This is a genomic window from Paucibacter aquatile (assembly GCF_002885975.1).
In the GTDB taxonomy this organism is placed as follows: Bacteria; Pseudomonadota; Gammaproteobacteria; order Burkholderiales; family Burkholderiaceae_C; genus Paucibacter_A; species Paucibacter_A aquatilis.
Map to the genome: position 1 here is coordinate 3,317,130 of NZ_POSP01000003.1, position 24,949 is coordinate 3,342,078.

General features: G+C 68.0%; 25 protein-coding genes. 9 read left to right on the plus strand and 16 right to left on the minus strand.

All coding sequences use genetic code 11. The features are described from left to right. Positions 1–20 precede the first annotated feature (20 nt). Positions 21–515 carry a GrpB family protein gene (locus C1O66_RS17415; protein ID WP_102769046.1) on the plus strand — a complete coding sequence of 165 codons (495 nt, stop codon included), beginning with the start codon at positions 21–23 and terminating at the stop codon, positions 513–515. Between the two features lie 58 nt (positions 516–573). Beyond that, positions 574–2,247 carry a tetratricopeptide repeat-containing diguanylate cyclase gene (locus tag C1O66_RS17420; RefSeq protein WP_102769047.1) on the plus strand — a complete coding sequence of 558 codons (1,674 nt, stop codon included), beginning with the start codon at positions 574–576 and terminating at the stop codon, positions 2,245–2,247. A 42-nt stretch (positions 2,248–2,289) separates the two neighbouring features. Here C1O66_RS17420 and C1O66_RS24475 read toward each other — a convergent pair whose 3' ends face one another. From C1O66_RS24475 to C1O66_RS17450, 6 genes are all read right to left on the minus strand, one after another. After that, positions 2,290–3,057, minus strand: a complete 768-nt coding sequence (locus C1O66_RS24475) for a DNRLRE domain-containing protein (protein ID WP_102769048.1) — start codon at positions 3,055–3,057, stop codon at positions 2,290–2,292. Positions 3,058–3,090: 33 nt separating this feature from the next. Beyond that, positions 3,091–3,678 (minus strand): PEP-CTERM sorting domain-containing protein, encoded by a 588-nt coding sequence (locus tag C1O66_RS17430; RefSeq protein WP_102769049.1) that lies wholly within the window; start codon positions 3,676–3,678, stop codon positions 3,091–3,093. A gap of 37 nt (positions 3,679–3,715) precedes the next feature. Then, positions 3,716–5,203 (minus strand): PhoX family protein, encoded by a 1,488-nt coding sequence (locus C1O66_RS17435; protein ID WP_102769718.1) that lies wholly within the window; start codon positions 5,201–5,203, stop codon positions 3,716–3,718. A gap of 118 nt (positions 5,204–5,321) precedes the next feature. Next, positions 5,322–6,497, minus strand: a complete 1,176-nt coding sequence (locus C1O66_RS17440) for a GGDEF domain-containing protein (protein WP_102769050.1) — start codon at positions 6,495–6,497, stop codon at positions 5,322–5,324. Further along, the gene (locus C1O66_RS17445; protein ID WP_102769051.1) at positions 6,494–7,693 is read right to left on the minus strand and encodes a GGDEF domain-containing protein; all 1,200 of its coding nucleotides are present in this window, start codon (positions 7,691–7,693) and stop codon (positions 6,494–6,496) included. Before C1O66_RS17445 ends, C1O66_RS17440 begins: the two co-directional genes overlap by 4 nt. Before the next feature lie 123 nt (positions 7,694–7,816). Further along, positions 7,817–8,866: a septal ring lytic transglycosylase RlpA family protein gene (locus C1O66_RS17450; RefSeq protein WP_341476785.1), complete on the minus strand. Its 1,050-nt coding sequence runs from the start codon at positions 8,864–8,866 to the stop codon at positions 7,817–7,819. Between the two features lie 109 nt (positions 8,867–8,975). Between C1O66_RS17450 and C1O66_RS17455 the strand changes: the two genes are divergently transcribed. The 3 genes from C1O66_RS17455 (at position 8,976) to C1O66_RS17465 (ending at position 11,268) form a co-directional block, all read left to right on the plus strand. After that, on the plus strand, positions 8,976–9,677 hold the full coding sequence (locus C1O66_RS17455) for a fumarylacetoacetate hydrolase family protein (RefSeq protein ID WP_102769719.1): 702 nt from the start codon (positions 8,976–8,978) through the stop codon (positions 9,675–9,677). A 44-nt stretch (positions 9,678–9,721) separates the two neighbouring features. Then, positions 9,722–10,588, plus strand: a complete 867-nt coding sequence (gene nadC, locus C1O66_RS17460; protein ID WP_102769053.1) for a carboxylating nicotinate-nucleotide diphosphorylase — start codon at positions 9,722–9,724, stop codon at positions 10,586–10,588. A 179-nt stretch (positions 10,589–10,767) separates the two neighbouring features. Beyond that, a complete protein-coding gene (locus tag C1O66_RS17465; protein WP_102769054.1) occupies positions 10,768–11,268 on the plus strand; it encodes an FxDxF family PEP-CTERM protein in 501 nt (166 codons plus the stop codon). A 103-nt stretch (positions 11,269–11,371) separates the two neighbouring features. Here the strand turns inward: C1O66_RS17465 and C1O66_RS17470 are convergent, their stop codons facing one another. The 3 genes from C1O66_RS17470 to C1O66_RS17480 all read right to left on the minus strand — a co-directional run bounded on the left by C1O66_RS17470 (position 11,372) and on the right by C1O66_RS17480 (position 14,698). After that, entirely contained in the window at positions 11,372–12,925 is a 1,554-nt protein-coding gene (locus C1O66_RS17470) for a methyl-accepting chemotaxis protein (RefSeq protein WP_102769055.1), read from the minus strand. A gap of 39 nt (positions 12,926–12,964) precedes the next feature. Further along, positions 12,965–13,756: a substrate-binding domain-containing protein gene (locus C1O66_RS17475; protein WP_102769056.1), complete on the minus strand. Its 792-nt coding sequence runs from the start codon at positions 13,754–13,756 to the stop codon at positions 12,965–12,967. A 177-nt stretch (positions 13,757–13,933) separates the two neighbouring features. Next, complete coding sequence (locus C1O66_RS17480) at positions 13,934–14,698, minus strand: ParA family protein (protein ID WP_102769057.1); 765 nt, start codon at positions 14,696–14,698, stop codon at positions 13,934–13,936. A gap of 199 nt (positions 14,699–14,897) precedes the next feature. Between C1O66_RS17480 and C1O66_RS24480 the strand changes: the two genes are divergently transcribed. After that, positions 14,898–15,605 (plus strand): lamin tail domain-containing protein, encoded by a 708-nt coding sequence (locus tag C1O66_RS24480; RefSeq protein WP_102769058.1) that lies wholly within the window; start codon positions 14,898–14,900, stop codon positions 15,603–15,605. A gap of 48 nt (positions 15,606–15,653) precedes the next feature. Then, on the plus strand, positions 15,654–16,688 hold the full coding sequence (locus tag C1O66_RS17490; RefSeq protein ID WP_102769720.1) for an SdiA-regulated domain-containing protein: 1,035 nt from the start codon (positions 15,654–15,656) through the stop codon (positions 16,686–16,688). A 91-nt stretch (positions 16,689–16,779) separates the two neighbouring features. Here the strand turns inward: C1O66_RS17490 and C1O66_RS17495 are convergent, their stop codons facing one another. Continuing rightward, entirely contained in the window at positions 16,780–16,974 is a 195-nt protein-coding gene (locus C1O66_RS17495) for a hypothetical protein (protein ID WP_102769059.1), read from the minus strand. 95 nt (positions 16,975–17,069) lie between these two features. After that, positions 17,070–17,267, minus strand: a complete 198-nt coding sequence (locus tag C1O66_RS17500) for a hypothetical protein (protein ID WP_102769060.1) — start codon at positions 17,265–17,267, stop codon at positions 17,070–17,072. Between the two features lie 23 nt (positions 17,268–17,290). Between C1O66_RS17500 and C1O66_RS17505 the strand changes: the two genes are divergently transcribed. After that, positions 17,291–18,010: a YebC/PmpR family DNA-binding transcriptional regulator gene (locus C1O66_RS17505; protein ID WP_102769061.1), complete on the plus strand. Its 720-nt coding sequence runs from the start codon at positions 17,291–17,293 to the stop codon at positions 18,008–18,010. Between the two features lie 22 nt (positions 18,011–18,032). Here the strand turns inward: C1O66_RS17505 and C1O66_RS17510 are convergent, their stop codons facing one another. The 4 genes from C1O66_RS17510 to C1O66_RS17525 form a co-directional block, all read right to left on the minus strand. Then, positions 18,033–18,764: a proteasome-type protease gene (locus C1O66_RS17510; protein ID WP_102769062.1), complete on the minus strand. Its 732-nt coding sequence runs from the start codon at positions 18,762–18,764 to the stop codon at positions 18,033–18,035. 54 nt (positions 18,765–18,818) lie between these two features. Next, positions 18,819–19,649 carry a transglutaminase family protein gene (locus C1O66_RS17515; RefSeq protein WP_102769063.1) on the minus strand — a complete coding sequence of 277 codons (831 nt, stop codon included), beginning with the start codon at positions 19,647–19,649 and terminating at the stop codon, positions 18,819–18,821. Between the two features lie 153 nt (positions 19,650–19,802). After that, complete coding sequence (locus C1O66_RS17520; RefSeq protein ID WP_102769064.1) at positions 19,803–20,771, minus strand: alpha-E domain-containing protein; 969 nt, start codon at positions 20,769–20,771, stop codon at positions 19,803–19,805. A gap of 1 nt (position 20,772) precedes the next feature. Further along, positions 20,773–22,200, minus strand: coding sequence for a circularly permuted type 2 ATP-grasp protein (locus C1O66_RS17525; protein ID WP_102769065.1), 1,428 nt, complete (start codon positions 22,198–22,200; stop codon positions 20,773–20,775). A gap of 304 nt (positions 22,201–22,504) precedes the next feature. Between C1O66_RS17525 and C1O66_RS17530 the strand changes: the two genes are divergently transcribed. Beyond that, positions 22,505–24,106 (plus strand): mechanosensitive ion channel family protein, encoded by a 1,602-nt coding sequence (locus tag C1O66_RS17530; protein WP_207795980.1) that lies wholly within the window; start codon positions 22,505–22,507, stop codon positions 24,104–24,106. Between the two features lie 12 nt (positions 24,107–24,118). Here the strand turns inward: C1O66_RS17530 and C1O66_RS17535 are convergent, their stop codons facing one another. Continuing rightward, entirely contained in the window at positions 24,119–24,739 is a 621-nt protein-coding gene (locus C1O66_RS17535; protein ID WP_102769066.1) for a hypothetical protein, read from the minus strand. Positions 24,740–24,949: the final 210 nt, after the last annotated feature.

The window sequence follows — 24,949 nt, forward strand, 5'->3', positions numbered from 1 at the left end:
CTTTGCCCTCTTCTCACACCATGGAACTCTTTCCGGCTGATGCCTACCAGGCCGCCCTGGCGACGCGTTTCGATGCCGTAGCCGCCCCGCTGCGCGCCTGGGTGCCCGAGGGGCGGCTGGAGCACATCGGTTCCTCGGCCGTGCCCGGCGCCGTGTCCAAGGGCGATCTCGACCTCTGCCTGATCGTGCCGGCCGCCGCCCATGCCGACACCGTGGCCTGCTTGCAGGCCCAGGGCTATGTCGAGCAGCAGGACACCTTGCGCACGCCTGAGCTGTGCATGCTGATTGCACCCGCCGCCTTGCCCGAGCATGCGGTGCAGGTGGTGGCCGCGGGCTCGGAGTTCGAGGACTTCCTGCAGTTCCGCGACGCCTTGCTGGCAGATCCCGAGCTGGTGCAGCAATACAACGCCATCAAGCAGGCCCATGCCAGCTCGGGCGAGGCGGCCTACCGTGCGGCCAAGAGCGATTTCATCGCCCGCGTGCTGCAAGGCCAAGCCACCCCACCGCTCGCCTGAGGGGGCGCAGGCGCGCCCAGATCGGCTACGCTTGCGCCTCCATTGATTTGAGACGCCCATGCAAGCAGTACTGCACAGCGACGAGGATGCGGCCGCGGCGGCGGTTGGTGGCGAGACCCTGGCGGATTGGCTGGCGGTGGCGCGCGCACAGGCTCAGGCCGACTTGGGCCTTGGTTTTGCCGCCGCCACGCGAGCCTGGGAGGTGGCCAGCAGCCAGGGCCAGTTCAGCGAATACCTGGAAGCCGGGCGCTGGCGCTGCTTCTACATGTACCGCCGGGGCGAGATGGCCGGCATGCTGGCGGCGGCCCAGCAGCTGATGCCCGCCTTTCGCGAGCAGGGCAGCAGTGCCTCCCTGTGCGAGCTGCTGCGCTGGATGGCGTTTGCCGCCGCCGAGATGGGCGACTTCGAATCGGCCCTGGCCCATGTCAACGAAACCCTGGCGCGCGCCCGCGAGCTGGCCGAGCCCAAGCTGGTGGCGCTGGCGCTCAATGCCGTGGGTGCCGTGCTGGAGCGCATGGGCGACCCCTGGCAGGCCGAGCGCCTGATGAACGAGGCGGCCGCTCTGGTGGCCGAGCAGGCCGGTCCGACCGAGCGCCTGATCGCCCATAACAATCTGGCCACCGTGGGCCTGAGCCACTACAAGCTGCTGCGCCACAGCCAGTCGCCTGAGCAGCGCCGCGAAGGCCAGGATGCACTCTCGCGCGCCTTGCAGCACACCTTGGCGGCGCGGCCCCATGGCCTGGCGGTGGGGGAGTGTTTTGTGCTGGCCATCAGCGACAGCAACCGCGGCGAGATCCTGCTCCATCTCGGCCGACTGGACGAAGCCGAGGCCGTGCTGCACGAGGCCTTGGCCGACATCGATGCCCATGGCTATCTGGGCCTGGGATGGCGGGCGCGTTGCTCTCTGGCCGAGCTGCAGCTGGCGCGTGGCGATGCGGCAGGCGCCGCCCAGGCCCTGGCGGCCGTGCTGGCCGAATCCGCCGGGCGGGCGCAGAGCGAGCTGCTGATGCGTTTGCACCATGCTGCCTACCGTGCCATGCAAGCCTTGGGCGACGCCGCCCAGGCCTTGCACCACCTGGAGCAACACCTGGCCGTGGCGCGCAGCCGCGCTGTGGCCCAGCTGGCGGCCCAGGCGCGTTTCTTTGTCACCCGGGTCGAGGCGGAGCGCTCGCTGGAAGAGCGGCGCCCCCCTCCGGCCAGCGGACGCGAGGCCGCGCTCGGCAGCGAAGTGGCCGAGCCGCCGGACGCGTCCTGGCGCGACCCGCTGACCGGCCTGGGCAACCGCGAATGCATGGCGGCGCGCATGCCGGCCCTGGTGCGCGCCGCCGAGCTGACGGCCGCGCCCCTGACCCTGGCCTTGATCGATGTCGATCGCTTCACCGCCCTGACCCGCCAGCATGGCCTGGACGTGGGCAACCAGGTGCTGCAGGTGCTGGCCCAGATGCTGCGCGACAACACCCGGGCGCGCGACCTGCTGCTGCGCCTGGCCGATGACCAGATCCTGGTCGCCCTGCCCGACACGGTGGCCGATCGGGCGGTCGAGGTCTGCGAACGCCTGCGCAGCGCCGTCGAGCTCTACCCCTGGTCGCAGCTGGCCGAGGGCCTGGATGTCACCCTGAGCATCGGCCTGGCCAATGCGCCGCCCTACGCCACCGATCTGTTGGTCGCGCGCGCCGAGAGCGCGATGTACCGCGCCAAACACCTGGGCCGCAACCGCGTGGCCTTGGCCTGAGGGACGGCGCGCGGCACGGGCCGCGCCTGAGCCCGGTCGGTCTCAGTGTCGGCGGCTGCGACGACCTTGCAGGCCCAGGATCGCCATCAGGCCGGCGCCCAGCAGGGCCCAGCTCTGCGGTTCGGGCACGCTGGACACCAGCTGCACGCTGAGCAGGGGGCGCAGGCTGGCGTTGCTGGCTTCGCTGCTGTGGAAGTCGATGCCGTTGCTGCCGGCGGCATATGGCTGCAGCAACCAGCCATGGTTCGCCACCGTGCCGGCCTGCATGGCTTGCAGCGAAGCGGTGACGTCGATGCTCAACAGGCCGGTGCCGATATTGGCATTGCTGTTGTTGGCGCCCACGGTGGCCAGGCTGCTGGTGCCGGCTTCAACACCGTTGGTCTGAATGCCGGCGCCGACCAGGTTCCAGCTCACGGTGGATTGGTTCCAATCGCGCAGCAGCTGGTGCACGGTGAAGCCGCTGCCGGCGTCGAAGACCTGCAGCTGAAGGGTGGCCGAGACGATGGTGTCGCCGCCGCGGATCTGGCCGGCAGCCGTGCCGAACAGCTGCTCGAAACGGATGAGACCTTGGTTGGGCTTGGCGCCCGGGCTGCCGTCGTCGCCGTCGATGCTGAGGTGATCGAGGCTGCCGTAGTTGACGCCGCGGCTGTCGCCACCGCTGGTTTCATTGCTGCGGATGTGGGCGTCTTGCGTGCCGGTGTAGCCGTTCACGCCTTGCTGGAACTTCAGCGTGACGGGCGCGTCGGCCGCCAGGGTCTGGCCCCATGGGGCCAGCAAGAGGGCGGTGGTGAGTGCGAGGGTGGTTTTCATGACGGTGCGTTCGGTGGGTTCTGGAACTCGGGATCAAACGCTGCGGCGGCGTGCGGCCCAGCCGAGCACGGCCAGGCCGGACAGCAGCAGGGCATAGGTTTGCGGCTCCGGCACTGCCACGGTGATGCTGAAGGTCTCGCCGACCTGCCGGCCGCTCAGGTCCAGCGACCAGTCTTGGGCGCCGGCTTCGAGCAAGGGGTTGCCGATGTAGAACTGCGTGGTCACGCCCGGGCCGCCAAACTGCGCCCAGAGGCTGTCAGCGCTGTGGCCCGAGGCCAGCACCGGCTGGAAGCCATCGGTGCTTACCGTGCCGGCCGGCGTGGCAAAGCGCGCGCCGTTCAGTCGCACGCTGGCGGCCTCAAAGCCCAGACCGGACAGGTTGCTGACCAGGGCGTTGAAGCTCAGGGTCTGGCCGAGGTCTTGGGCCTCGACCAGGAAGTTCAGCGTGACCTGGCCTTGCCGGGCGAAGCTCAGGTCGAAGAACAGCTGGCTGGCGCTGGCGAAGCTGCTGTCCACGCTGGCGGCGCCGGTGTTGGCGCTGCTGCCGGTGTAGACGGCGGCCTGGGCCTGAGCGGCCAGGGCGAACAGGGCGGCTGCGGCGATGGAGGAAATCTTGTTCATGGAAGGGTCCTGGGTTCGGTGAATGGGCGGGGCGGCTTCAGAGCGGGCCCTTGCCCCAGGGGCCGGTGATGGCCAGGGTGATGCCGGGGGTCTGGATGTTGACGAAGAGGTAGCGGCCGGTCGGGTCGAAGCAGGCGCCGCAGAACTCGGAGCTGCGGCGGTCACCGGCCAGGCTGCTGAGCTTGCCCGCGGCAGTCAGTTGGGCGGCGCTGACATTGACGTTGTTCTTGACCAGGATGAAGGTGTCGCCCTCCGGGGTCAGGCTCATCAGGCGGCTGCCGAAGCCAAAGCTGTCGGTGGCGCCGCCGCCGTCCTCGCAGATGACGATACCGCCACGCGGGCTGACGGTCAGGTTGTCGCCGGCATCGCCGACCAGCTCAGAGGCGCTGGCGTAGATGCAGACCAGGGTTTGCGTGGCGAGATCGAGTTCCCAGATGGCACCACGGCCGACGTTGCCGCCCGAGGTGTCCATCACATACATCTTGCCGGCGTGGTGCCAGATGCCTTCGCCGCGATTCATGCGCAGCGCGCCCTGCGCCCAGCCCTGCACGAAGGGGCCGGCGCAGTCGTTGATGTTGACGCCGTTCAAGCCCCTGGCGGTGCCGCGGTTCTGGTCGGGATCGGCGATGTCCACCCACTCCAGCTCATAGCTTTGCTCCAGCTGAGCCGGAGCGATGTTGACGTTGTTCTGGCCCTTGACCTTGGCCATCTGCAGGCGGCCGCCTTGCGCCAGGCTGCCCAGGCTGCCGGGCGTGACCAGGGGGATGTAGCGGTAGAAGCCGGATTTGCCCGACAGGTCTTCGGTCAGGTAGGCGATTCCCGAGACGGGGTCGATGGCGACCGCCTCGTGGCCAAAGCGACCCATGCCGACGATGGGCTGGCCGGTGGTCTGGCTGGGGTCGGCGGCGCACTCGAACACATAGCCGTGCTTCTTGCCTTGGCTGCTCATGCTGTCGGAGCTGACCTCCTCGCAGCTCAGCCAGCTGCCCCAGGGCGTTGGGCCGCCCGCGCAGTTGCTGCGGGTGCCGCCCAGATTGGCGTCGGTGCGCACCCAGTTGCCATCACGGAAGACCAGATTGGTGGTGCCGCCGTTGAAGTAGTTGCTTCCGGACATGCCGGTGTCGTACACCGCGGGCGCGCCGAAGTAGCTGGCGTCCGGGCCGGTCGAGACTTCGTGGTTGCGGATCAGCACCAGCTCGGTGCTGCGGCCCACACGGCGGCTTTGCACCACGGCCATGCCATCGTGGGCGCGCGGCGTGGGCTTGCCATTGCTCATGGCATCACCGGTCCAGCCATAGCTCTTGTAGCTGAAGCCGGCCGGCAGTTGCAGCAGGGGCAGGCCGGTGCTCAGGTCATTGACCGGTGCGATCGGGCCGTAGGGGCTGTCGATCAGCTGGGTGTTGCCGGCAGCCTGGGCCTCGCGGCTGTGCAGGGCGCCGAGGGTGGCGATGAAGGGCAGCGCGGCGGCCGCCGAGGCGCTCTTCAGCAGATGGCGACGGGAGGGGGCGAATTCTTGTTCGGACATGATGGGGGGTGGCAGCGTGGCGACCAGGTGGTTGAAAGCCCGGCGCATTCTGTTCAGCCATCACGACAGCCCCGTGGAAGCCCTCACACGTTTCTGTAAGCCATTCGGCTCATGGTCTTCAGGCATCCAGCGCCTGCACCACATTGCGCCCCTGCGCCTTGGCGCGGTACATGGCGCGGTCGGCGCGGCTCAGCACGGCGTCGGCGCTGATGTCGCCGGGCTCCGCCTCGGCGATGCCGAAGCTGGCGGTCAGCGGCCAGCTCTGGCCCTGCCAGAGGAACTCGCTTTCTTCCAGATTCAGGCGCATGCGTTCGGCCACCAGGGCGGCGCCTGCAATGTCGGTCAGGGGCAGCAGCACGCAAAACTCTTCGCCGCCGAGGCGGCCCAGGGCATCGACCTCGCGCACGCAGGGCTTGAGCACCTCGACCAGGCGCTGCAGGGCCGCGTCGCCGGCGGCGTGGCCGAGGCTGTCATTGAGCTGCTTGAAGCGGTCCATGTCGATCATCACCAGGGCATAGGGCTTGCCGCGTTGAAGGCGGGCATGCTCGGTGTCGATGGCCTCGCTGAGGGCGCGCCGGTTCAGCACATCGGTCAGCGGGTCGTGGCGGGTCAGGCGCTGGATGCGCCGGATCAGCTTGGCCAGGATCAGAAAAGCCATGGTGGTGTTGAGCACCAGATTCATGGCCAGCATGGACCAGAGCCAGGCGATGTTGAAGTCACCCGAGCCCAGGATGTCGGTGTTGTTGCCGGGCAGGACCAGGGATTCGATCAGGCGCCCCAGCAGCAGCACGCTGATCACGAACAGCGGCCCCGAGAGCAGCAGCGACATGGCCAGCGACACCCGCTGGCGCAGCGCCCGCCAGGTGTCCAGGGCGCTCATCAGCGAGAGCGTGCTGAGGCTGGCAAAAACCACGCGCGTTTCCGTCCGCATATCGCCGCTGTAGGGCAGGGCGCCCAGCAGCGCCGCCGCCGGCAGCAGCAGGGCCAGGGCGCTGCGCCAGGCCAGGCGGCCGCGCACCAGGGTGGGCATGACGGCGCGCAGCACGCCCAAGGCGGCGATCGACAGCACGTCCGAGGCCCAGTAGCTCATCCAATGCGGCGCTTCGCCGCGCAGGGAATGCAGGGCCAGGGAGGCGGCCAGCAGGGCATTGACCAGGGCCAGGCCCATCGAGGCCCGCGGCGCCAGGCGCGCGCCCTGGGCCATCACCCACCAGAACAGGCTGGCCACGGCGAACACCAGCACGATGGCGGTCAGCAAGGTCACGGCATGGGTGGGGGTGCTGGCGATGATCATGAGCTTGGCAGCTCCCGGCCCAGGCTGCGGCCCGGCTCGGCCACGCAGATGCGGTCGCGGCCCAGGGCTTTGGCCCGGTAGACCAGCCAGTCGGCCATGGCCAGGCTGCTGTCGCCCTGTGGGTCGCCCGGCTGGCAGGGCGCCACGCCGAAGCTGGCCGTCAGCGGCAGGCGTTGATCGCGCCAGATCAGGGGGCTGCGGCGCAGCGCCTCGCACATGCGCTGGGCCACGCGCGCCGCGTCTGGCAAGGGCGTGTGCGGCAGCAGCACGCAAAACTCTTCGCCGCCTAAGCGGCCCAGGCGGTCGAGATCGCGCATGCTGGTGCGCAGGACGGCCACCAGGTGCAGCAGGGCGGCGTCACCGCCGGCGTGGCCGAGGCTGTCGTTGATCTGCTTGAAATGATCGACATCCAGCATCACCAGGCTGTGGGTCTGGCCGCGCTCCACCTGCGCCTGCAGCTGCGCCAGCTCGGCGCTCAGGGCGCGGCGGTTGAGCGCATCGGTCAGCGGGTCGCGCAGGGTCATGTACTCGATGCGGTCGATCAGGCGCGTCACGACGATGCCGACCAGGCCGATGCCGATGGCCAGGGTCAGCAGCAGATAGGCCCAGGCCAGGGCGGCGCTGGCATGCTGGCCTTGCACGAAAAAGGGCCGGTGCTCGTTCAGCCACAGCAGGCTCAGGCTGCGGCCCAGCAGCATCAGCGCCATCAGCGCATACGGCACGACGATGAAGGCGCGCACCCAGGGCAGCAAGGTGGCGCGCCCGCCGGTCAGCACATCGCGGGCGGCCAACAAGGTCAGTGCGCCCATGCCGGCCGAGTTCAGGGCCAGGGCAGCCGCTGCGTGCCCGCTGAAGCTGAGGGCCAGCATGGCCGCAGCGGCCAGCCCGGCGACACCGGCGATGTCCAGCCAGCGCATGCGCAGCCGCATCATGCGGCGAATGCCGAGGGTCATGAGCGCGAAGCCCACCAGGCTCAGCAGTTTCTGAACCCAGCCCTGCAGCGCGGCCGGCCACCAGGCCTGGCAGTCGAGGCAGAGCAGGGCCGGGATGATGCACAGATAGGCCGTGGCCAGCAGCAGGGCGGCGCGCGGCGCGATGCGAAAGACCTGGGCCATGATCAGCCATACCAGGGCCGTGAAGCCGTGGAACACGGCGTTCACCTGCAGCAGGGTGTTGGCATCGAGGGACTGCGTCATCAACGGCTCGGTAGGGGCGCGACCCGCGCGAGGCGGGGCCGGCCCTCATGATCGCCGAGCCCCTGGGGCGACACAATGGCCCGCCGGCCCGAACAGGCGGCAATTTGCCCTGTTGTTCCCGCGTCAGCGGCGCTCCACCACCACTGCATTCATGGCCAGGGCGCCGCGCACCTTCTCCGCCGCTTGGCGGGCATCCTCGCGTGAGGCGTAGGGCCCGGCCTGCAGGCGGTGCAGGCCGCTGTCCTTGAACACGGCCAGCAAGGGCGCCAGCCAGTCCAGTTCGGCCAGCAATTGGCGGCGCATGGCCTCGGCGCCGTCCATGCGCGAATAAGCGCCCAGCTGCACCCAGAAGCCGCGGCTGGCGGCGCGTGGCGCGGCCGGCAGGGGTGGCTCGGCCGCCGGGCGCGCGGCCTCGGCCAGGGCGAGCTGCTGGGTGTTTTCCAGCTCGGCCGCACCGGCGGCACCGGCCGCGGCATAGACCGGCGGGTTGCTGTCGGGCAGGGGCGGGCTGCCCGGCGCGGGCTTGTTGTCCTTGCGCTGCCAGGCGCCAGTGCGTATGTCCTCGAACGTGATGCGCTCCACCTCGACCGGCGTCACGCCCTTGAGGATGCCGAGCTTGAGCGCCGCCGTGTAGCTGAGATCGATGATGCGGCCGCGGTGGAAAGGGCCGCGGTCGTTGATGCGCACCAGCACCTCGCGGCCGTTGGCCGGGTTGCGCACGCGGGCGTAGCCGGGGATGGGGATGGTGGCATGGGCGCCGGTCATGGCGTACATGTTGTAGATCTCGCCGCTGGAGGTGGGCTTGCCATGGAACTTCTTGCCGTACCAGGAGGCCAGGCCGCGCTCGACCAGGGGCAGGTCCTCGGTCATGGGTTCGTAGCGCTGGCCGAAGACCTCGTAAGGCTTGTTGGGGCCGCCCTTGCGGATGGGCTCCAGCTTGGGCGTGGCGTCGGGCACCTGATCCAGCCCGGGCGGGATGACGGCCTCGGGGCCGTCGCGCTCGGGGTTGCTGGGCACGGGCCGGGCCTTGTTGCCGCTGCCCGGTGGCGCAGGACTGGGCGTGCTGGCGCAGCCGACCAGGGTGGCGAGGCAACAGGCGCTCAGGGCCTGGGCCCAGGGCAGCCGAAAAGGCAGAAGAAATTGGAGGGGCAGGGGTGCGCGGCACATCGACATGGCCGCCACCCTACACAGGGCGCCCACCTTTGCCAAGTGCAGACGTGTAGCGGGCCGGCGCGGTCGTATGCTTGGCACCCTCACACCGGCACTGCAGGACCGATTGGCCATGAGCTTGAACTACATCTTCCCCCCCGCCGAGCAGCCCAGCGTGGCCGTGCGCGGCAGCCAGGCGCGCTACGCCGTCAGCCGCATCTTCTGCGTCGGCCGCAACTACGCGGCCCATGCGCGCGAGATGGGCTCGGACCCCGATCGCGAGCCGCCGTTCTACTTCAGCAAGCCGGCCAGCGCCCTGGTGCCTTCGGGCTCCACCGTGCCCTATCCGCCCGGCACGCAGAACTATCACTACGAGATGGAGCTGGTGATCGCCATCGGCGCGCCGGTGTTCAAGGTCACGCCCGAGGCGGCACGCGCCGCCGTCTGGGCCTATGCCGCCGGCCTGGACATGACCCGCCGCGACCTGCAGGCCGAGGCCAAGGCCAACGGCCGGCCCTGGGACACGGCCAAGGGCTTTGAGCAATCGGCCGTGATCACCGAGCTGGTGCGCGTGAGCGACACCGGCGTGCTGCAGGGCGGCACCATCAGCCTGGCCGTCAACGGCGTGCAGAAGCAGCGCGGAGACATCGCCGACATGATCTGGAGCGTGCCCGAGATCGTCGCCAACCTCTCGCAGTACTACCACCTGCAGCCGGGCGACCTGATCTACACCGGTACGCCGGACGGCGTCGGCGCTGTGCGGCCCGGCGATGAGATCAGCGGCCACATCGACGGCTTGCCGCCGCTCAGCCTGCGCATTGGCGAGCCGGACTAGACTGTCGCCCTTTCTTTCTTTGCACCGGATCGAGGCCGCCCGCCATGTTTGACCACAACGAAACCCTGGACCAAGCCCGCCAGCGCAATGTGCGCGACGCCCTGTTCGAGGATGTCGGCGTGTGCGACTGGACGGCCCAGCTGGTGCCGGCCGGCCGGCGCGTCAAAGCCCATGTGCGGGTGCGCGAGGACGCCGTGCTGTGCGGCCGCGACTGGTTCGAGGCGGTGTTTGCCACCCTCGACCCGAGCAGCCGCATCGAGTGGCTGTATGCGGAAGGCGCGCGCATGGCCGCCGACACCCTGGTGTGCCAGATTGAGGCAGACGGCCGCCTGCTGCTGACGGCCGAACGCCCGGCGCTGAATTTTCTGCAACTGCTCTCGGCCACCGCGACGCTGACCCGCGCCCATGTCGACGCGATTGCCGGCGCCAGCAGCAACCCGCGCGGCTGCGTGGTGCTGGACACCCGCAAGACCCTGCCCGGGCTGCGCCTGGCGCAAAAGTACGCGGTGCGCGTGGGCGGCGGCGCCAACCAGCGCTTGGCGCTGTATCACGGCATCCTGATCAAGGAAAACCACATCGCCGCGGCCGGCGGTGTGTCCGAGGCCTTGCGCGCCGCCCAGGCGCTGAACGCAGGCGTTGACATCCAGATCGAAGTTGAATCTCTGGCCGAGCTGCAGGAGGCCCTGGCCGCCGGCGCCGTCAGCGTGCTGCTGGACAACTTCAGCGAGGCCGAGATGATCGAGGCGGTGCGCCTCAATGCCGGCCGGGCCCTGCTGGAGGTCTCGGGCGGCGTGGCTCTCGATCAGCTGCGCTGGATCGCCGCCACCGGTGTCGATCGCATCTCCATCGGCCGCCTGACCAAGGACATCAAGGCCGTGGACTTCTCGATGCGGGTGGACGGCCCGGTCTGATCGAGCCACGCGGGGCGGGCCGGCTCCGTGTTTTCCCATCCCCCCCGTTTTTGCGGATCCCAGGTTTTTGCCGCTGCGATATTCTTGGCCCACAGACCGCGGCTGTTTTGCCGCAGCGACGGGTGGCGCGGGACGCAAACGAGCCCGACACCGTCAGACAGAGAAAGAAGGGCTACGGCATGAAATTCTCGACCTTGGCTTTGGCGGCCACATTGGCTCTGGGCGCTGGTGCGGCGCAGGCCACCACCTACAACCTCGGTGACATCACGGCCACCGGCGCCTTGCAAAACTCAGCAGCTTTCGCCAACGGTGTCAGTTTCAGCGACACCTGGAACTTCACGCTGAGCAGCTACAGCGATGTGGCGGTGCTGATCAGCGCCAACTTCTCGCGCCCCGAGTTCGCCTTCAGCAATTTCCAGGCGACCATCAGCGGCGGAGCCTTCCCCGGCCCCGAGGCGCTGAATTTGACGGCTGGCAATTCCTTCCAGATTCTGGAAGGTGCCGGTGACGCCATCGCCGGCAACTACACCATCACGGTCAGCGGCATCTCCAACCGCGCCAACAGCTTTTACACCTTCGGCATCGACGTGACGCCGGTGCCCGAGCCCAGCAGCTATGCCTTGCTGATGGCCGGCCTCGGGGTGGTGGGCTTCATGGCGCGGCGCAGCCGCAAGCGCTGAATCGGCTTGGCTCCAGGCCTGCCTTGCGCCGGCCTGAAGCCAGCGCACACAGCGAAGAAGAAAAGCGGGCCCGGCCCGCTTTTTCATGCCCGGCTCGGCCGCATCAGGCGAAGCGGAACACCGCCACCGCCTGCGCCAGCTTCTCGGCGTGGAACTTGAGGCTCTCCGCCGCCGCCGCGGTTTGCTCGACCAGGGCGGCGTTTTGCTGCGTGCCGGCATCGATGCTGGACACCGAGGCATTGATCTGCGAGATGTCCCGGCTCTGGGTTTCTGCTGCCCGGGTGACCTGGGCGATGCGGGCTGAAACCTGGCGCACTTCGTCGACGATGCGCTCCATCGACGCCCCGGCCTCATGAACCAGGCGGTTGCCTCGCTCGACCCGCTCGACCGAGTTGGTGATCATCGACTTGATCTCGCGCGCGGCCTGGGTGCTGCGCTGGGCCAGCTGCCGCACTTCGCTGGCCACCACGGCAAAGCCACGCCCTTGCTCGCCGGCGCGGGCGGCCTCCACCGCGGCATTGAGCGCCAGGATGTTGGTTTGAAAGGCAATGCCATCGATCACGCCGATGATCTCGGCGATCTTGTGGCTGGCGCCGGCGATCTCGTTCATGGTGTGCACGACCTGCTGCACATGCTGGCCACCCAGCTCGGCCACGCTGCGGGCCGAGTCGGCCATCTGGGTGGCCGAGCGCGAATGGTCGGCCGCCTCGCGAATCGAGCCGGTCATCTGCTCCATGGCCGCCGCGGTTTGCTGCAGCGAGGAAGACTGCTGCTCGGTGCGGCCGCTGAGGCTGTGGTTGCCGGCGCTGATCTCCTGCGCCGCCAGGCTCATGCTTTGTACCGCTTGCGCGATGCCCCCAGCCAGTTGCGCCAGCGATTGGCGGGTGTGTTCCAGCTTGTCCATCACGCTGCCCGGCCGGCCTTGCAGCGGCACGCTGAAGTCGCCCGTGGCCAGGGCCTGGCAGACCCGCATCAAGGCCTGCGGCTCGGCCCCCAGCTGGCGGCTGATGCGCCGGGACACCCAGAGGCTGATGCCGATGGAGGCGCTGGCCAGCAGCAGGAGGCCGAGGACGATGCCGGTGCGTGAGCGCTCGGCAGCGTGGATGGCGGCCTCAGCCTGCGCGCGCACCTGCTGGGCCTCTTGATTGACCAGCTGGCGCTGCTGCGCGGTCACCTGGTTCAGCGCCAGCTGGGCCGGCCGCACCTTGTCGGCCACCAGGGCTTTGACCTCATCAAACCGGCCCTCATCGATCATGCCGGGCAGGGGGCTGGTGAGAGTCGCCATGGTCTGCGTGCCGGCCTTGAGGCGAGCCCATTGCGCGGCTTGCTCGGCGGTCCACGGCGTCTGGTCCAGCTCGGCGTTCAGCGCGCTCAGCGCCTCGGCCTGGGTCTTCAGCTCGGCTTGCAGCTGTGCCTGAACCTTGATGTCCTCGTTGAGGGCGAGGTCGCGCACGGTGATGGCGCGGCTCAGGTTGACGGCTTCGAGGCTGGCCACCGAGGCCAGCTTGGCCACCAAATTCTGGGTGGCCGATTGCAGCTGTGCGCTGAGCGCGTGAACCTGCCACAAGGCCAGGCCCGCCAAGGCCGAGAGGCTGAGGATGACCGCAGCAAAGGCCGTCAGCAGCGTGTGTTGGATCGTGGTCTCTTTGTTGGTCATGTTGAACTCCCTGGATCCGAACCGGCTGAGGCTGTGTTGTTATTGCAGGAACTGCTTCTTGGCCTCCGCGCTTTGCAGGTAGTCCAGCACTTTGCGCACCTCGGGCGTGGGGTCGCCGACGGTCACCAGGCCCAGGGGGCGAGAGACGGTGGGCGCTTTGATTTCCTTGATCTTGCCCTTGGCCGATTCGGCGGTGCCCGAGCCGACGTAGCCGAGCGCCCCCTTCTCGCGGGCCACTTCGGACAGCTCGGCGGCGCTGGTGCGCAGCTCCTTGGCTGTGCTGGCAAAGGCCTGGCCGGCCAGCAACTGCTTTTCGATCACGCCGCGCGTGCCCGAGCCGGGGGCACCGGTCACCACCAGCACCGCCAGATCGGGCCCGCCCACTTCTTTCCAGTTCTGCAACTTGCCGCTGAGCAGGCCGCGCAGTTGCTCGCGGCTCAGCTCCTTGACCGGGTTGTCGTTGTGAACAATGGGCACCAGCTGGTCCGTCAGCAAGGTGTGCAGCTTGAGCCCGGTCGGTGCTGCGCTGGCGCCGGCCTTCTTGGCATCGTCCACGGCCTCGTCCAGCGAGGCAGACACGGCCGCCACCTTGACCTTGCCGTCAAACAGCATCTGCATGCCCTTGCCCGTGCCCACCGACAGCATCTTCAGCTCGATGCCCGTGGCGTCGCGCAGCTTGGCCTGGCTGGGTTCGACGATGGATTTGGCCACGGTCGATGACCCCGCCACTTCCACGACCTGCGCTTGGGCGGTCGAGAGCGCGAGGAAGAGCGCGGCGGGCAGGGCGGATGCCAGGCGCATGCCCAGCTTGAGTTGGAGTGCAGACAGCATGCAAGGTCCTCAGAGTGGGGCAAACAAGGGGCGCAGGCCGGAGCTGCGGGGTGTGCGCAATGGCACCCCCGCCATGACCTGCGGCCCATTCTTTGGACGCTCTGTGACGCAACCGTGACAGCGGCGGGCGCTGGCCGGTGTTTCTGCGGGTTTGGCGACGCCGGGCGGCGCCGCGCCTCAGGCCAGGCCTTGGTACAGCTCGACAAACTCCAGCGTCAGCTTGTGGCGCGGGTCGAGGTGGATCATGGGCCGCGAGAGCTCGTGGGACTCCTTGACCTTGACGCTGGCGCTCAAGTAAGGCGCCAGCACCGGCAGGCCTTCGTCGATCAAGGCCTGGACGGTGCGCTGCGGCAGGGCGGCGCGGGCCTGGAACTGGTTGACGACGATGCCTTCGACCTGCAGCTCGCGGTTGTGGTCGGCCTGGATTTCCTTGACGTTGTCCAGCAGCTCGTAGAGCGCGCGGCGTGAGAACTCGTCGCAGTCGAAGGGGATCAGGCAGCGCTGCGCGGCGATCAGGGCCGAGCGGGTGTAGAAGTTCAGCGAGGGTGGGGTGTCGATCCAGATCTCGTCGTAGTCCTCGCCGAGCTCGGCCAGGGCGTCACGCAGCTTGTAGATCTTGTAGCGGCTCTCCAGCTTGCTGTGCAGCTCGTCGAGCAGGGGGCTGGCGGGCATCAGGTGGAGCTGTTCCCAGGGCGTCTCGACGATGAAGTCGCTGGTCTTGGGCTTGCGAACGCTGAAACCCAGCGTCGTCTCGAAGAACTCGGCCGCACCGGCTGGCGCTTCATCGGCGCCCTCGCCGAGCAGGTAGCGGCTGGAGTTGCCCTGCCGGTCCAGGTCCACCAGCAAGGTGCGTCGGCCCTGGGCCGCGGCAATGGCGGCGAGGTTGGCGGTGATGGTCGATTTGCCGACCCCGCCTTTTTGATTGAACACAACACGGCGCATCCCTGACCCCTGGCTTGTTGCAGACGGGTCTATTGTGCACTGCAGCATTGCGCGCCGCATGCCCCCTGTTTCATGCCGGCTGCAACGCCCAGCCCCCCGTGTTCAGGTGGTCTGTCCACATCGGCCTGTCATACGGCCTGCAGACACTGGCGCGCGGCTTTCTCCTCCACCCTCGCAACGACTCGACAAGGCAGACCCCATGAACGCAGCGCGCTTCTTCTCTTTCCGCTTCTCCCCTCGGGCGGCTCCTTTGGTGGCTCCTGTGGCAGCCTTGCTGGCGCTGGCAAGCACGCCGACCCTGGCCCAGCTGAGGATCACCGAGGTCTCGGCCTGGTCCAGCGGCAACTCCGCCTACGGCGCCGATTGGTTCGAGCTGAGCAATCTGGGCACCACCGCCATCAGCCTGAGCGGCTGGACCATGGACGACAACTCCAACGGCACGGCCAAGGTGGCCCTGACCGGCATCGCCAGCATCGCCGCGGGCGAGACGGTGATCTTCACCGAGAAGGACGTCACGGCCAGCTTCCTGAGCACCTGGTTCGGCGCCCAGGCGCCGGTGGGCTTGCAGATCGGCTTGTACAAGGGGGCCGGTGTCGGCCTGAGCACCGGCGGTGATGCGGTCAATATCTTCAACGCCAGCGGCGTGCTGCAGGCCCGTGTGGAGTTCGGTGTGTCCAGCACCACAGCGCCCCTGCAGACCTTTGACAACGCAGCCGGCCTGAACAACGCCCTGATCAGCCAGCTCAGCGTGGTCGGCGTCAACGGCGCCTTCCGGTCGGCCGATGGCCAGGAAATCGGCTCGCCCGGTCTGATCGCTGCCGCCCCGGTGCCGGAGCCCGAAAGCTATGCCCTGCTGCTGGCCGGCCTTGGCCTGCTGGCCGCTGTGGCGCGCAAGCGCCCGCGCTGAGCTGTCGCTGCACGCGCCCGATCTGAAACCTATTCCTTGAAGCTGAACATGAAACTCAAATCCCTTGCTCTCGCCTTGCTGGCCGCCGCCAGCGGCCTGGCCCAGGCCGGCGATCGCCTCGATCTCGGCAACTACCAGGTCAAGGCCAGCTATGCCCTGGATCTGCTGGGCGGCAGCAGCGCCAACCAGGTCTCGGGCCTGGAGGCCTCGGCCGTCAGCTACGCCCGCGACCGCGGCACCTTGTTCTATGTCGGTGATGAAGGCACCGGCGTGGTCGAAATCTCGCTGACCGGCCAGACCTTGGGCAAGATGGCCTTCAACTGGAGCGGCACCGGCAGCACCAAGCGCGACACGGAAGGCCTGGCCTACCTGGGCGGCGGCATGCTGGCCGTCAGCGAAGAGCGCTTGCAAGATGTCTACCGCTTCAGCTTCGTCAATGGTGGCAGCGCCGTCCTGAAGAGCAACTTCGTCTCGATCGCCAACAATTCGGTCGGCAACAACGGCATCGAGGGTCTGGCCTACGACACCCGCAACGGCGGCAGCTTCATCAGCGTCAAGCAGCAGTCGCCGCAGAACGTCTTGTCCGGCAGCCTGAGCTTTGCGGCGGCCACCGGCAACCCGCCGTCCAGCTCGGGCGACGGCTCGACCCCGCCCGGCGGAGGCGTGGCGGCGATGAGTGCCTTGTTCAATCCAGCCTCGCTGGGTCTGAGCAGCTTGTCCGATGTGGCCACGCTCTCGGGCGTGGATCACCTGGCTGGCAGCTCGGCGGCCGACAACCTGCTGCTGCTGAGCCTGGGTTCGCGCAAGCTGGTCGAGGTGAACCGCCAGGGTCAGGTCTTGAGCAGCCTGGATCTCAGCCAGGTGTTGCCGAACAACGGCATCGAAGGTGTCACCATCGACGAAAAAGGCACCATCTATCTGGTGGCCGAACAAGACCAGACCGGCTCAGCCCTGCCAGGCGCGCAGTCCCAGCTGATCGTGCTGTCAGCGACGGCCCCGGTGCCGGAGCCGTCCAGCTATGCGCTGATGGCGCTCGGCCTGGCGGGTCTGCTGGCTGTCGCCAAGCGCCGTCGCAAGGTCTGAAGACCTGAGGCGCTGAGGGCGCCGAAGTGACAGCAAAAGGGGCTGCGTGAGCAGCCCCTTGTCCATTCCAGGTGGCGTTTGTGCCCCGGCTTCAGATGCGGTAGCCGATCCAGGCCAGGGCAGTGCTGCCGGCGCCGACGAACAGGGCGGCGGCGACCCACAGCGATCTCAGCACGCGGCGGGGCCGGCGTTCCGACTCGCTCCACACGGGCAAGTCAGGCAGGTCTTCGGCAAATGCCTCGCTGCGGTAGAGAAAACTGGGGGCGGCGGGACCGCTGGTGTTCATGGCTGGCTCCTGGGTTCAGCTGGGGTGGGATGACATGGTTGCCAATATCGCCGCTGGCGCACGCCATGCCATTCCTCATGCGGGTTTGATTTGTTTCAAAACTTGTCAAACTGCACGCCGAACTCGGGTTTGCAAGGCCGCCCCGAGGCAAGACCTGCCCCCCGAAGGTGCGCTGCATGCACCACAAGCGCCCGTGGTGCGCATTTTTCGATACCGCCGGGGGCGGCTTGCGCGTCCGCGACAATCAAGGCCTTCGCGGCCGTGTCGATGCGGCTGATCAACAACAGATTCATCCAGCCAACAAGGACACAGCCGCATGGGCGCACAGTGGAAAGCCAAACACAAAGACCTGGCGGCCAATGCCAAGGGTCGCATCTTCGGCAAGCTGTCCAAGGAGATCCAGCTGGCCGCCCGCAGCGGCGCCGACACCGACCTGAACCCACGCCTGCGCATGGTGGTGGAGCAGGCGCGCAAGGCCTCGATGCCGCGTGAAACCCTGGAGCGTGCCATCAAGAAAGGCGCCGGCCTGCTGGGTGATGCGGTGCACTACGAGCGTGTCACCTACGAAGGTTTTGCCCCGCACCGTGTGCCGGTCATCGTCGAATGCCTGACCGACAACATCAACCGCACCGTGTCCGAGATCCGCGTGCTGTTCCGCAAGGGCCAGCTGGGCGCGGCGGGTTCGGTGTCCTGGGACTTCAGCTATCTGGGCCTGATCGAGGCCACGCCGGCGCAGCCTGGGGCCGATGCCGAACTCGCCGCCATCGAGGCCGGCGCCCAGGACTTCGAGCTCGGCGAGGCGGATGAGGACGGTGAAGTGGCCCCCACCGTCTTCCTCAGCGATGCCGCCGATCTGGACCTGGTCTGCCGTGCCCTGCCGCAGCATGGCTTCAATGTCGTCTCGGCCAAGCTGGGCTACCGGCCCAAGAACACCGTCAGCCTCAGCGGCGCCGAGCTGGAAGAGGTCGAAGCTTTCCTCGCCGCCATCGACGAGCATGACGATGTGCAAGAGGTCTACGTCGGCCTGGCGGGCTGACGCCGGTTGAGCCGCTCGGCTCTCAGGCGAACCAGTCTTCGTCCGGCAGCTTGGCGAACACCCGCTTCAGCCCTTCGCCCCAGCCGCGGCGCAGCTTGTTGAAGTAGGGGTCGTCGGCGGTGACGCGGTGCGGTGCGGCCGGGGCAAAGCTGTGGGCGCGGTAGAGCAGCATGTCGATGGGTAGGCCGACCGAGAGGTTGCTGCGGATGGTCGAGTCGAACGAGATCAGCGTGCACTTGGCCGCTTCCTTGAGCGAGGTGCCGGTGTTGATGACGCGGTCGATGATGGGTTTGCCGTACTTGGATTCGCCGATCTGGAAGTAGGGCGTGTCCTCGCAGGCTTCGATGAAGTTGCCCTGCGCATAGACATGGAAAAGCCGTGGCTCCTCGCCGCGGATCTGGCCGCCGACGATGAAGTTGCCGCCGAAATCCACGCCCTGGCCCAGGCTTTGTGAATTGGCATCGCGGGCGACGATTTCCTTGACCGTGCGCCCGACCAGCTCGGCCACGTCGTACATGGAGCGCCGGTTGAGCAGGTGCTCGCCCTCATGCTCCAGGCGCTGACGCAGCAGGCTGATCACGCTTTGCGTGGTGGCCAGGTTGCCGGCGCTCAGCAGCACGATCAGGCGCTCGCCGGGCGCTTCGAAGACATTCATCTTGCGGAAGGTGGCGATGTGGTCGACGCCCGCATTGGTGCGCGAGTCCGAGGCGAACAAGAGGCCGGCGTCGAGACGCATGGCAACGCAGTAGGTCATGGTGCAGCCCGGGAGGTGGGTCAGAGCAGGGGCGGGGCGATTATCGCCGTGGGCTCACTGCTGTTCGGCCGGCGCGGGTGTGGGTGCCACGCGCACAGCGGCGCGCAGCGCCTCCTGCCCGCCGCCCAGGCGCATGCCGCGCACCGGGCAGGCGTCGAGGTAGTCGGCGCCCATGGCCAGCTGCACATAGCGGCCGTCGGCCAGGCATTGGTTGCTGACATCAAAGCCCAGCCAGCCACCGCCTTCTTCCGCCGAACCCGGCAGCCGGGCCTCGGCCCAGGCGTGGCTGGCCACATGCTCGGTGTCGGCCGCAAGGTAGCCGCTGACATAGCGCGTGGGGATGCCGAGCAGGCGCGCGCAGGTGGCAAAGACCTGGGCATGGTCCTGGCAGACGCCCAGGCGGGCGGCAAAGGCCTCGGCCGCCGGCGTGGCCGCGTCGGTGGAGCCGGGGGTGTAGGGCATGTGCAGGGCCAGGGCCTGCAGCATGGCCATCAGACCTTCGCGGGCGTCGGCCGACACGGCGGCGGCATGGGCGGCGGCGAAGTCACGCAGGGCCGCATCGGCCTGGGTCAGGGGCGAGTCGCGCAGAAAGACCTCGGGCGGGAAGCGGCCGTCGCGCGGGTCGGGCGTGGGCGGGCCGTCGTCGGTTTCGACCACGCCGCAGGCATGGAGGTGGATCTCACTGTGCGGCCGGTCCAGGGTCAGCACATGCATGGTGTTGCCGTAGGCATCGAACCCGCGGCTGGCCGCGGCCGGCAGGTTCAGCTCCCAGCGCAGCACGCGCTGGCGGCTGCCATCGGTCGGTGTCAGGCGCAGAACCTGGGTGCTGCGCTGCACCGGGTGCTGGTAGCGGTAAACCGTTTCGTGGTGGATGGCGAGGTGCATGGTGGGGGCAGGTGAACAGGTGAACGGGTGAACAGGTGAATGGGTGAATGGGTGAATGGGTGAATGGGTGAATGGTGAGAGGGTGCTGTCGCAGGTGCTCGCTTGGTATTCACAAGTTCACTGGTTCACCTGTTCACTCGTTCACCCCACGACTCAGTTCGCCTCCAGATAGGCCAGGCGGATTGCGTCGCTGAGCTGGGCCGATTCCTCCAGAAAGCCGGTCAGCCAGCGGTGCACGCCGGTGGCCAGGATCTCGCCCACCTCGCCATAGGCCAGGCGCAGGGCCAGGCGGCCGGCCAGCAGCTTGACCTGGCGGCCGGCGTCGAGCGCGCCGCTGCGCGCCTCGATCAGGGGCAGGATCTCACGGATCTCGTCGCAGCAGGCGCGCAGCGAGCGCGGCACATCGGGGCGCAGGATCAGCAGCTCGGTCACGCGCCGGCTGTCCAGCGCGTCGCGGTAGACCGCGTGATAGGCCTCGAAGGCCGAGAGCGAGCGCAGCAGCGCGCTCCAGGCGTAGAAATCGGGCGCGCTCTCGGTGGGCATGTCCAGCGGCATCAGGCTGTCCACGGCCGGCTCGATCAGCTGCGACTTCACATCGAGCAGGCGGGCGGTGTTGTCAGCCCGCTCGATGAAGGTGCCCAGGCGGATGAAGCAGTAAGCGTCGTTGCGCTGCAAGGTGCCGTAGGTGGCGCCGCGGAACAGGTGGGAGCGCTCCTTCACCCAGTCGAAAAAGCTGGAGACGCTGGCGATGCCGCGCTTGGGGAACTCGCGCCCCTCCAGCCAGGTGCTGTTGATGGCCTCCCACATCTCGGCGGTGATCTGGCCGCGCACCGCGTGGGCGTTCTCGCGCGCCTGGCGCAGGCAGCTCAGCACCGAGGCCGGGTTGCTCAGGTCCAGGGCCATGAAGTTGAACAGGCGCTCAGCCTCCAGGGGCTGCTGGCTGGCGGTGAAGGCCTCCAGCGTGCCGGTGACGGCCAGCGGCGCAGCCAGCTCGGTCATGGCGCCGCGCGACTGCGGCAGCAGGGAAAGTGAATGGGTGACGTCCAGCATGCGCACGAGGTTCTCGGCGCGCTCGACATAGCGGCTCATCCAGTAGAGCTGGGCGGCGGTTCTCGACAGCATGTCAGTTCTCCAGGATCCAGGTGTCTTTGGTGCCGCCGCCTTGCGAGGAGTTCACCACCAGGGAGCCTTGCTTCAAGGCCACGCGGGTCAGGCCGCCGGCCACCATATTCACCTCACGGCCGGTCAGCACGAAGGGGCGCAGGTCGATGTGGCGCGGCGCGATGCCGGCCTCGACAAAGGTTGGGCAGCTGGACAGGCAGAGGGTGGGCTGGGCGATGTAGTTGGCGGGGTTGGCCTTGACCCGTTGCTTGAAATCGGCCACCTCGGCCGCCGTCGAGGCCGGGCCGACCAGCATGCCGTAGCCGCCCGCGCCATGCACTTCCTTCACCACCAGCTCGGCCATGTGGGTGAGCACATGGTCCAGATCGGCCGGCTTGCGGCATTGCCAGGTCGGCACGTTGTGCAGGATGGGCTCTTCGCCGAGGTAGAAGCGGATCATGTCCGGCACATAGGGGTAGATGGACTTGTCGTCCGCCACGCCGGTGCCGATGGCATTGGCCAGGATCAGGTGACCCTGCTTGTAGACGGACAAGAGCCCTGGAACGCCTAACATCGAATCGGCACGGAAGGCGAGCGGGTCGAGGAAGGCATCGTCGATGCGGCGGTAGATCACGTCCACCCGCTTGGGGCCGACCGTGGTGCGCATGTAGAGAAACTCGTCCTTGACGAACAGGTCCTGGCCCTCGACCAGCTCCACACCCATTTGCTGGGCCAGGAAGGCATGCTCGAAGTAGGCGCTGTTGAAGGGGCCCGGGGTCAGCACCACCACGGTCGGGTTCTCGGCCACCGAGGCATGGCGCAAGGTGTTGAGCAGCAGGGTGGGGTAGTGGGCCACCGGCGCCACCGGGTATTTGGCGAAGAGCTCGGGGAAGAGCCGCATCATCATCTTGCGGTTTTCCAGCATGTAGCTGACGCCGCTGGGCACGCGTAGGTTGTCTTCCAGCACGTAATAACCGCCGTCGGCGTGGCGGATCAGGTCGACGCCGGTGATGTGGGCATAGATGCCGTGCGGCAGATCCAGGCCCTGCATGGCCGGCTGGTACTGGGCGTTGGCGAAGACCTGCTCGGCCGGCACCAGGCCGGCTTTGACGATCTCATGGTCGTGGTAGATGTCCCAGAGGAAACGGTTCAGCGCATTGACGCGCTGGCGCAGGCCGGCTTCCAACATGCGCCACTCCTCGGCCGGCACGATGCGGGGCACGGTGTCGAAGGGGATCAGGCGCTCGGCGCCGGCCTCGTCGCCATAGACGGCGAAGGTGATGCCGACCTTGTGGAAGAGCAGGTCGGCCTCGGCCCGCTTCTTGGCCAGGGCTTCGGGGGTCTGGGCATGCAACCAGTGCGCGAAGGACTGGTAATGCGGGCGCAGGGCGCCGCTGGGCAGCAGCATCTCGTCGTAATGGCCCGGGGCGGGCAGGGTGAGGGCGTGCATGGCGTGGTCGTCTCCGTGGCCTTTGTGGGGGGCTGAATGCAAGCCCTGTGCCCGTTTGGGATCGCTGCTGGCCGAGGCGGCTGGCGCTGGCTTGCGCACGGTCTCGCCCGATCATGCGCCGCTTTGGTGCGCGGCGCGGGCCTGCCTGGGCGTGGTGCATGGGGCTTGCCGCAGATTGGTGCGCGCGGCGCTGCGGCTATGCTTGCGAGGCCATGTGAACGAGGGAGAAGCCGAGTTGATGCACGTGTTCCGTTTCGGGGGCTGCCGTTTGCGGCCCTGGCCTTTGCACGCGTCGCTCCTGCTCTTGTTGACGGGCGCGGTCGCCTCGGCCCAGGTGGTGGCACCGGCGCCACCCGCATCCGCAGTGACCGCGGCGACCAGCGCCCCGGTGCAGATCCTGAACCGCCGCATTGCCGAGTACCGCGCGCCCTTTCTTGGCGTCAGCCCTGCCGAGCGGGCGCGCCGCACCCATCTCTACATGAACGAGGTGCTGGCCCGCTCAGGAGCTGGCGAGGTGACGGTGCGCAAGGAAGCTCAGGGCCAGATGCTGATGCTGGACGGCGAGATGGCCCTGATCCTGACGCCCGAGGATGTCGATGTAGCCAGCGGAGCCACCCTCGACAGCACGGTGGCCGAGGCCAAGCGCCAGCTGGAGCAGCTGATCGCCGAGACGCGCGAGAGCCGCGACCAGCGCCGGCTGTGGCATGCGGCGCTCTACAGCCTGGCGGCCAGCCTGGTCTTTGTCGGCCTGCTCTGGACCGTGCGGCGCGGCCAACGGGCGCTCGATGCACGCCTGGCGGCCCGCATGGCCTCGCGCAGCGGTGCCTTGCACCTGGCCGGCACGCCGCTGCTGCAGCGCGACAAGCTCTTGAGCTTCAGCCACTGGCTGGTGCTGGGCCTGGGCTGGGGCTTGATGGCCTTGATCAGCTACCAGTGGCTGAGCCTGGTGCTGAGCCAGTTCCCCTACACCCGGCCTTGGGGCGAGCAGCTGAGCGCCTACCTGCTGGCGGTGCTGCTCAAGATCGGCAGCGGCGTGCTGCATGCCTTGCCCGATCTTTTCATCGCGCTGGTGATCTTTGCCATGGCGCGCGCGGCCACCGGCCTGCTCAAGCCGGTGTTCGACCGCATCGAGGCCGGCCAGGCCAGCCTGGGCTGGATGGACCGCGACACCGTGCGCCCCTCGCGCCGCATCATCAACACCGGCATCTGGTTGTTTGCCCTGGTGATGGCCTATCCCTACCTGCCGGGTTCGGGCAGCGAGGCCTTCAAGGGCATGTCGGTGCTGCTGGGCCTGATGATTTCCCTCGGCGCCTCCAGCATCGTCGGCCAGGGCGCCAGTGGCTTGATCCTGATGTTCTCGCGCACCATCCGCGTGGGTGAGTATGTGCGGGTGCAGGAGCATGAGGGCACCATCACCGAGCTGGGCATGTTCACCACCCGCATCCGCACCGGCCTGGGCGAGGAGCTGACCCTGCCCAATTCTCTGGTCATGGGTTCGGTCACCAAGAACTATTCGCGCGCCGTGCAGGGCGTCGGTTATGTCGTCGACACCACGGTGACGATCGGCTACGACACGCCCTGGCGTCAGGTCGAGGCCATGCTGCTGGAGGCGGCCCGGCGCACGCCCGGCGTGCTGGAGCTGCCGCCGGCCCGGGTGTTCCAGACCGCCTTGTCGGATTTCTACCCCGAGTACCGCCTGGTCTGCCAGGCCGCACCCAGCCAGCCACGCCCGCGCGCCGAGGTGCTGAGCCAGCTGCACGCGAACATCCAGGATGTGTTCAACGAGTACGGCGTGCAGATCATGTCGCCGCACTACCTGGGCGACCCGGCCAGCCCGAAGTTTGTGCCGCGCAGCGCCTGGTTCAGCGCGCCGGCCAGGCCCGAAGGGGCGCAGCCAGCCCGGTGAGGGCGGGCTGCCTCAGGCTGCTGGCATGCCCCGGGGCTCGTCCTGGAGCACGCTGTAGATGGTGTCGTCGTCGCTGATGAGCAACTGGCGCGCCAGGCGCTGCCGCATCAGACCCAGGGCAATGGCGATCGCCAGGGCCAGGCTGGCGGCATAGAGCGCCATGAAACCGGGGTAGTGCAGCACGATGGCCAGGGGCTTGGCCACACCCAGGAAGGCCGCAAACAGCCAGGACGCGCTGCTCACACCACCCAGCAGGGCCGGCAGGCCGGCGGCCTTGTGCGGCGCTTCCTGAGGCGATGCCAGGCGTGGAAATGCCCAGCGGTGCAAGGCCCAGCCATTGAGGGTGAGGATGGATACGACGCTGAGCTTGGCCAGCAGCTTGGGCTTGTCCAGGATGACGGTCAGATCGAATCCGGTGTCGATGCCGATCAGCACCAGGCCCGAGACCCACAGCGCCAGCAGAGACAGAAAGACCAGGCGCGAGGCCTTGCGCAGCAGCACCCGATCCACCCGTTTGGGCATGAAGATGGCCACATCACCCAGAACCACACTGGCTGCCGCCGCAAAACAGGCCAATACATGGGTGTACAGGGCCAGCATGCGCAACAAGGCCGAGGTATCGAGCAGTTCCACGAGCAGGTCCCTTCCCTGGGGTGTTGAAAAACCGCGTTGCGTTGACAAGCATCCCTTGTCTTGAGGATGTGACTTTGTTCACGCTTCGGGCCGCGAGTCTAAGAGGGCTCTGTGACACCCGCATATCAGGGCTTGCCAGGGGTGTCAGATGTTGCTATGGCGCGACTGGAGGCCCTGTTGTTGCGACTCGTTGCAGATCGAGCCTGCCCG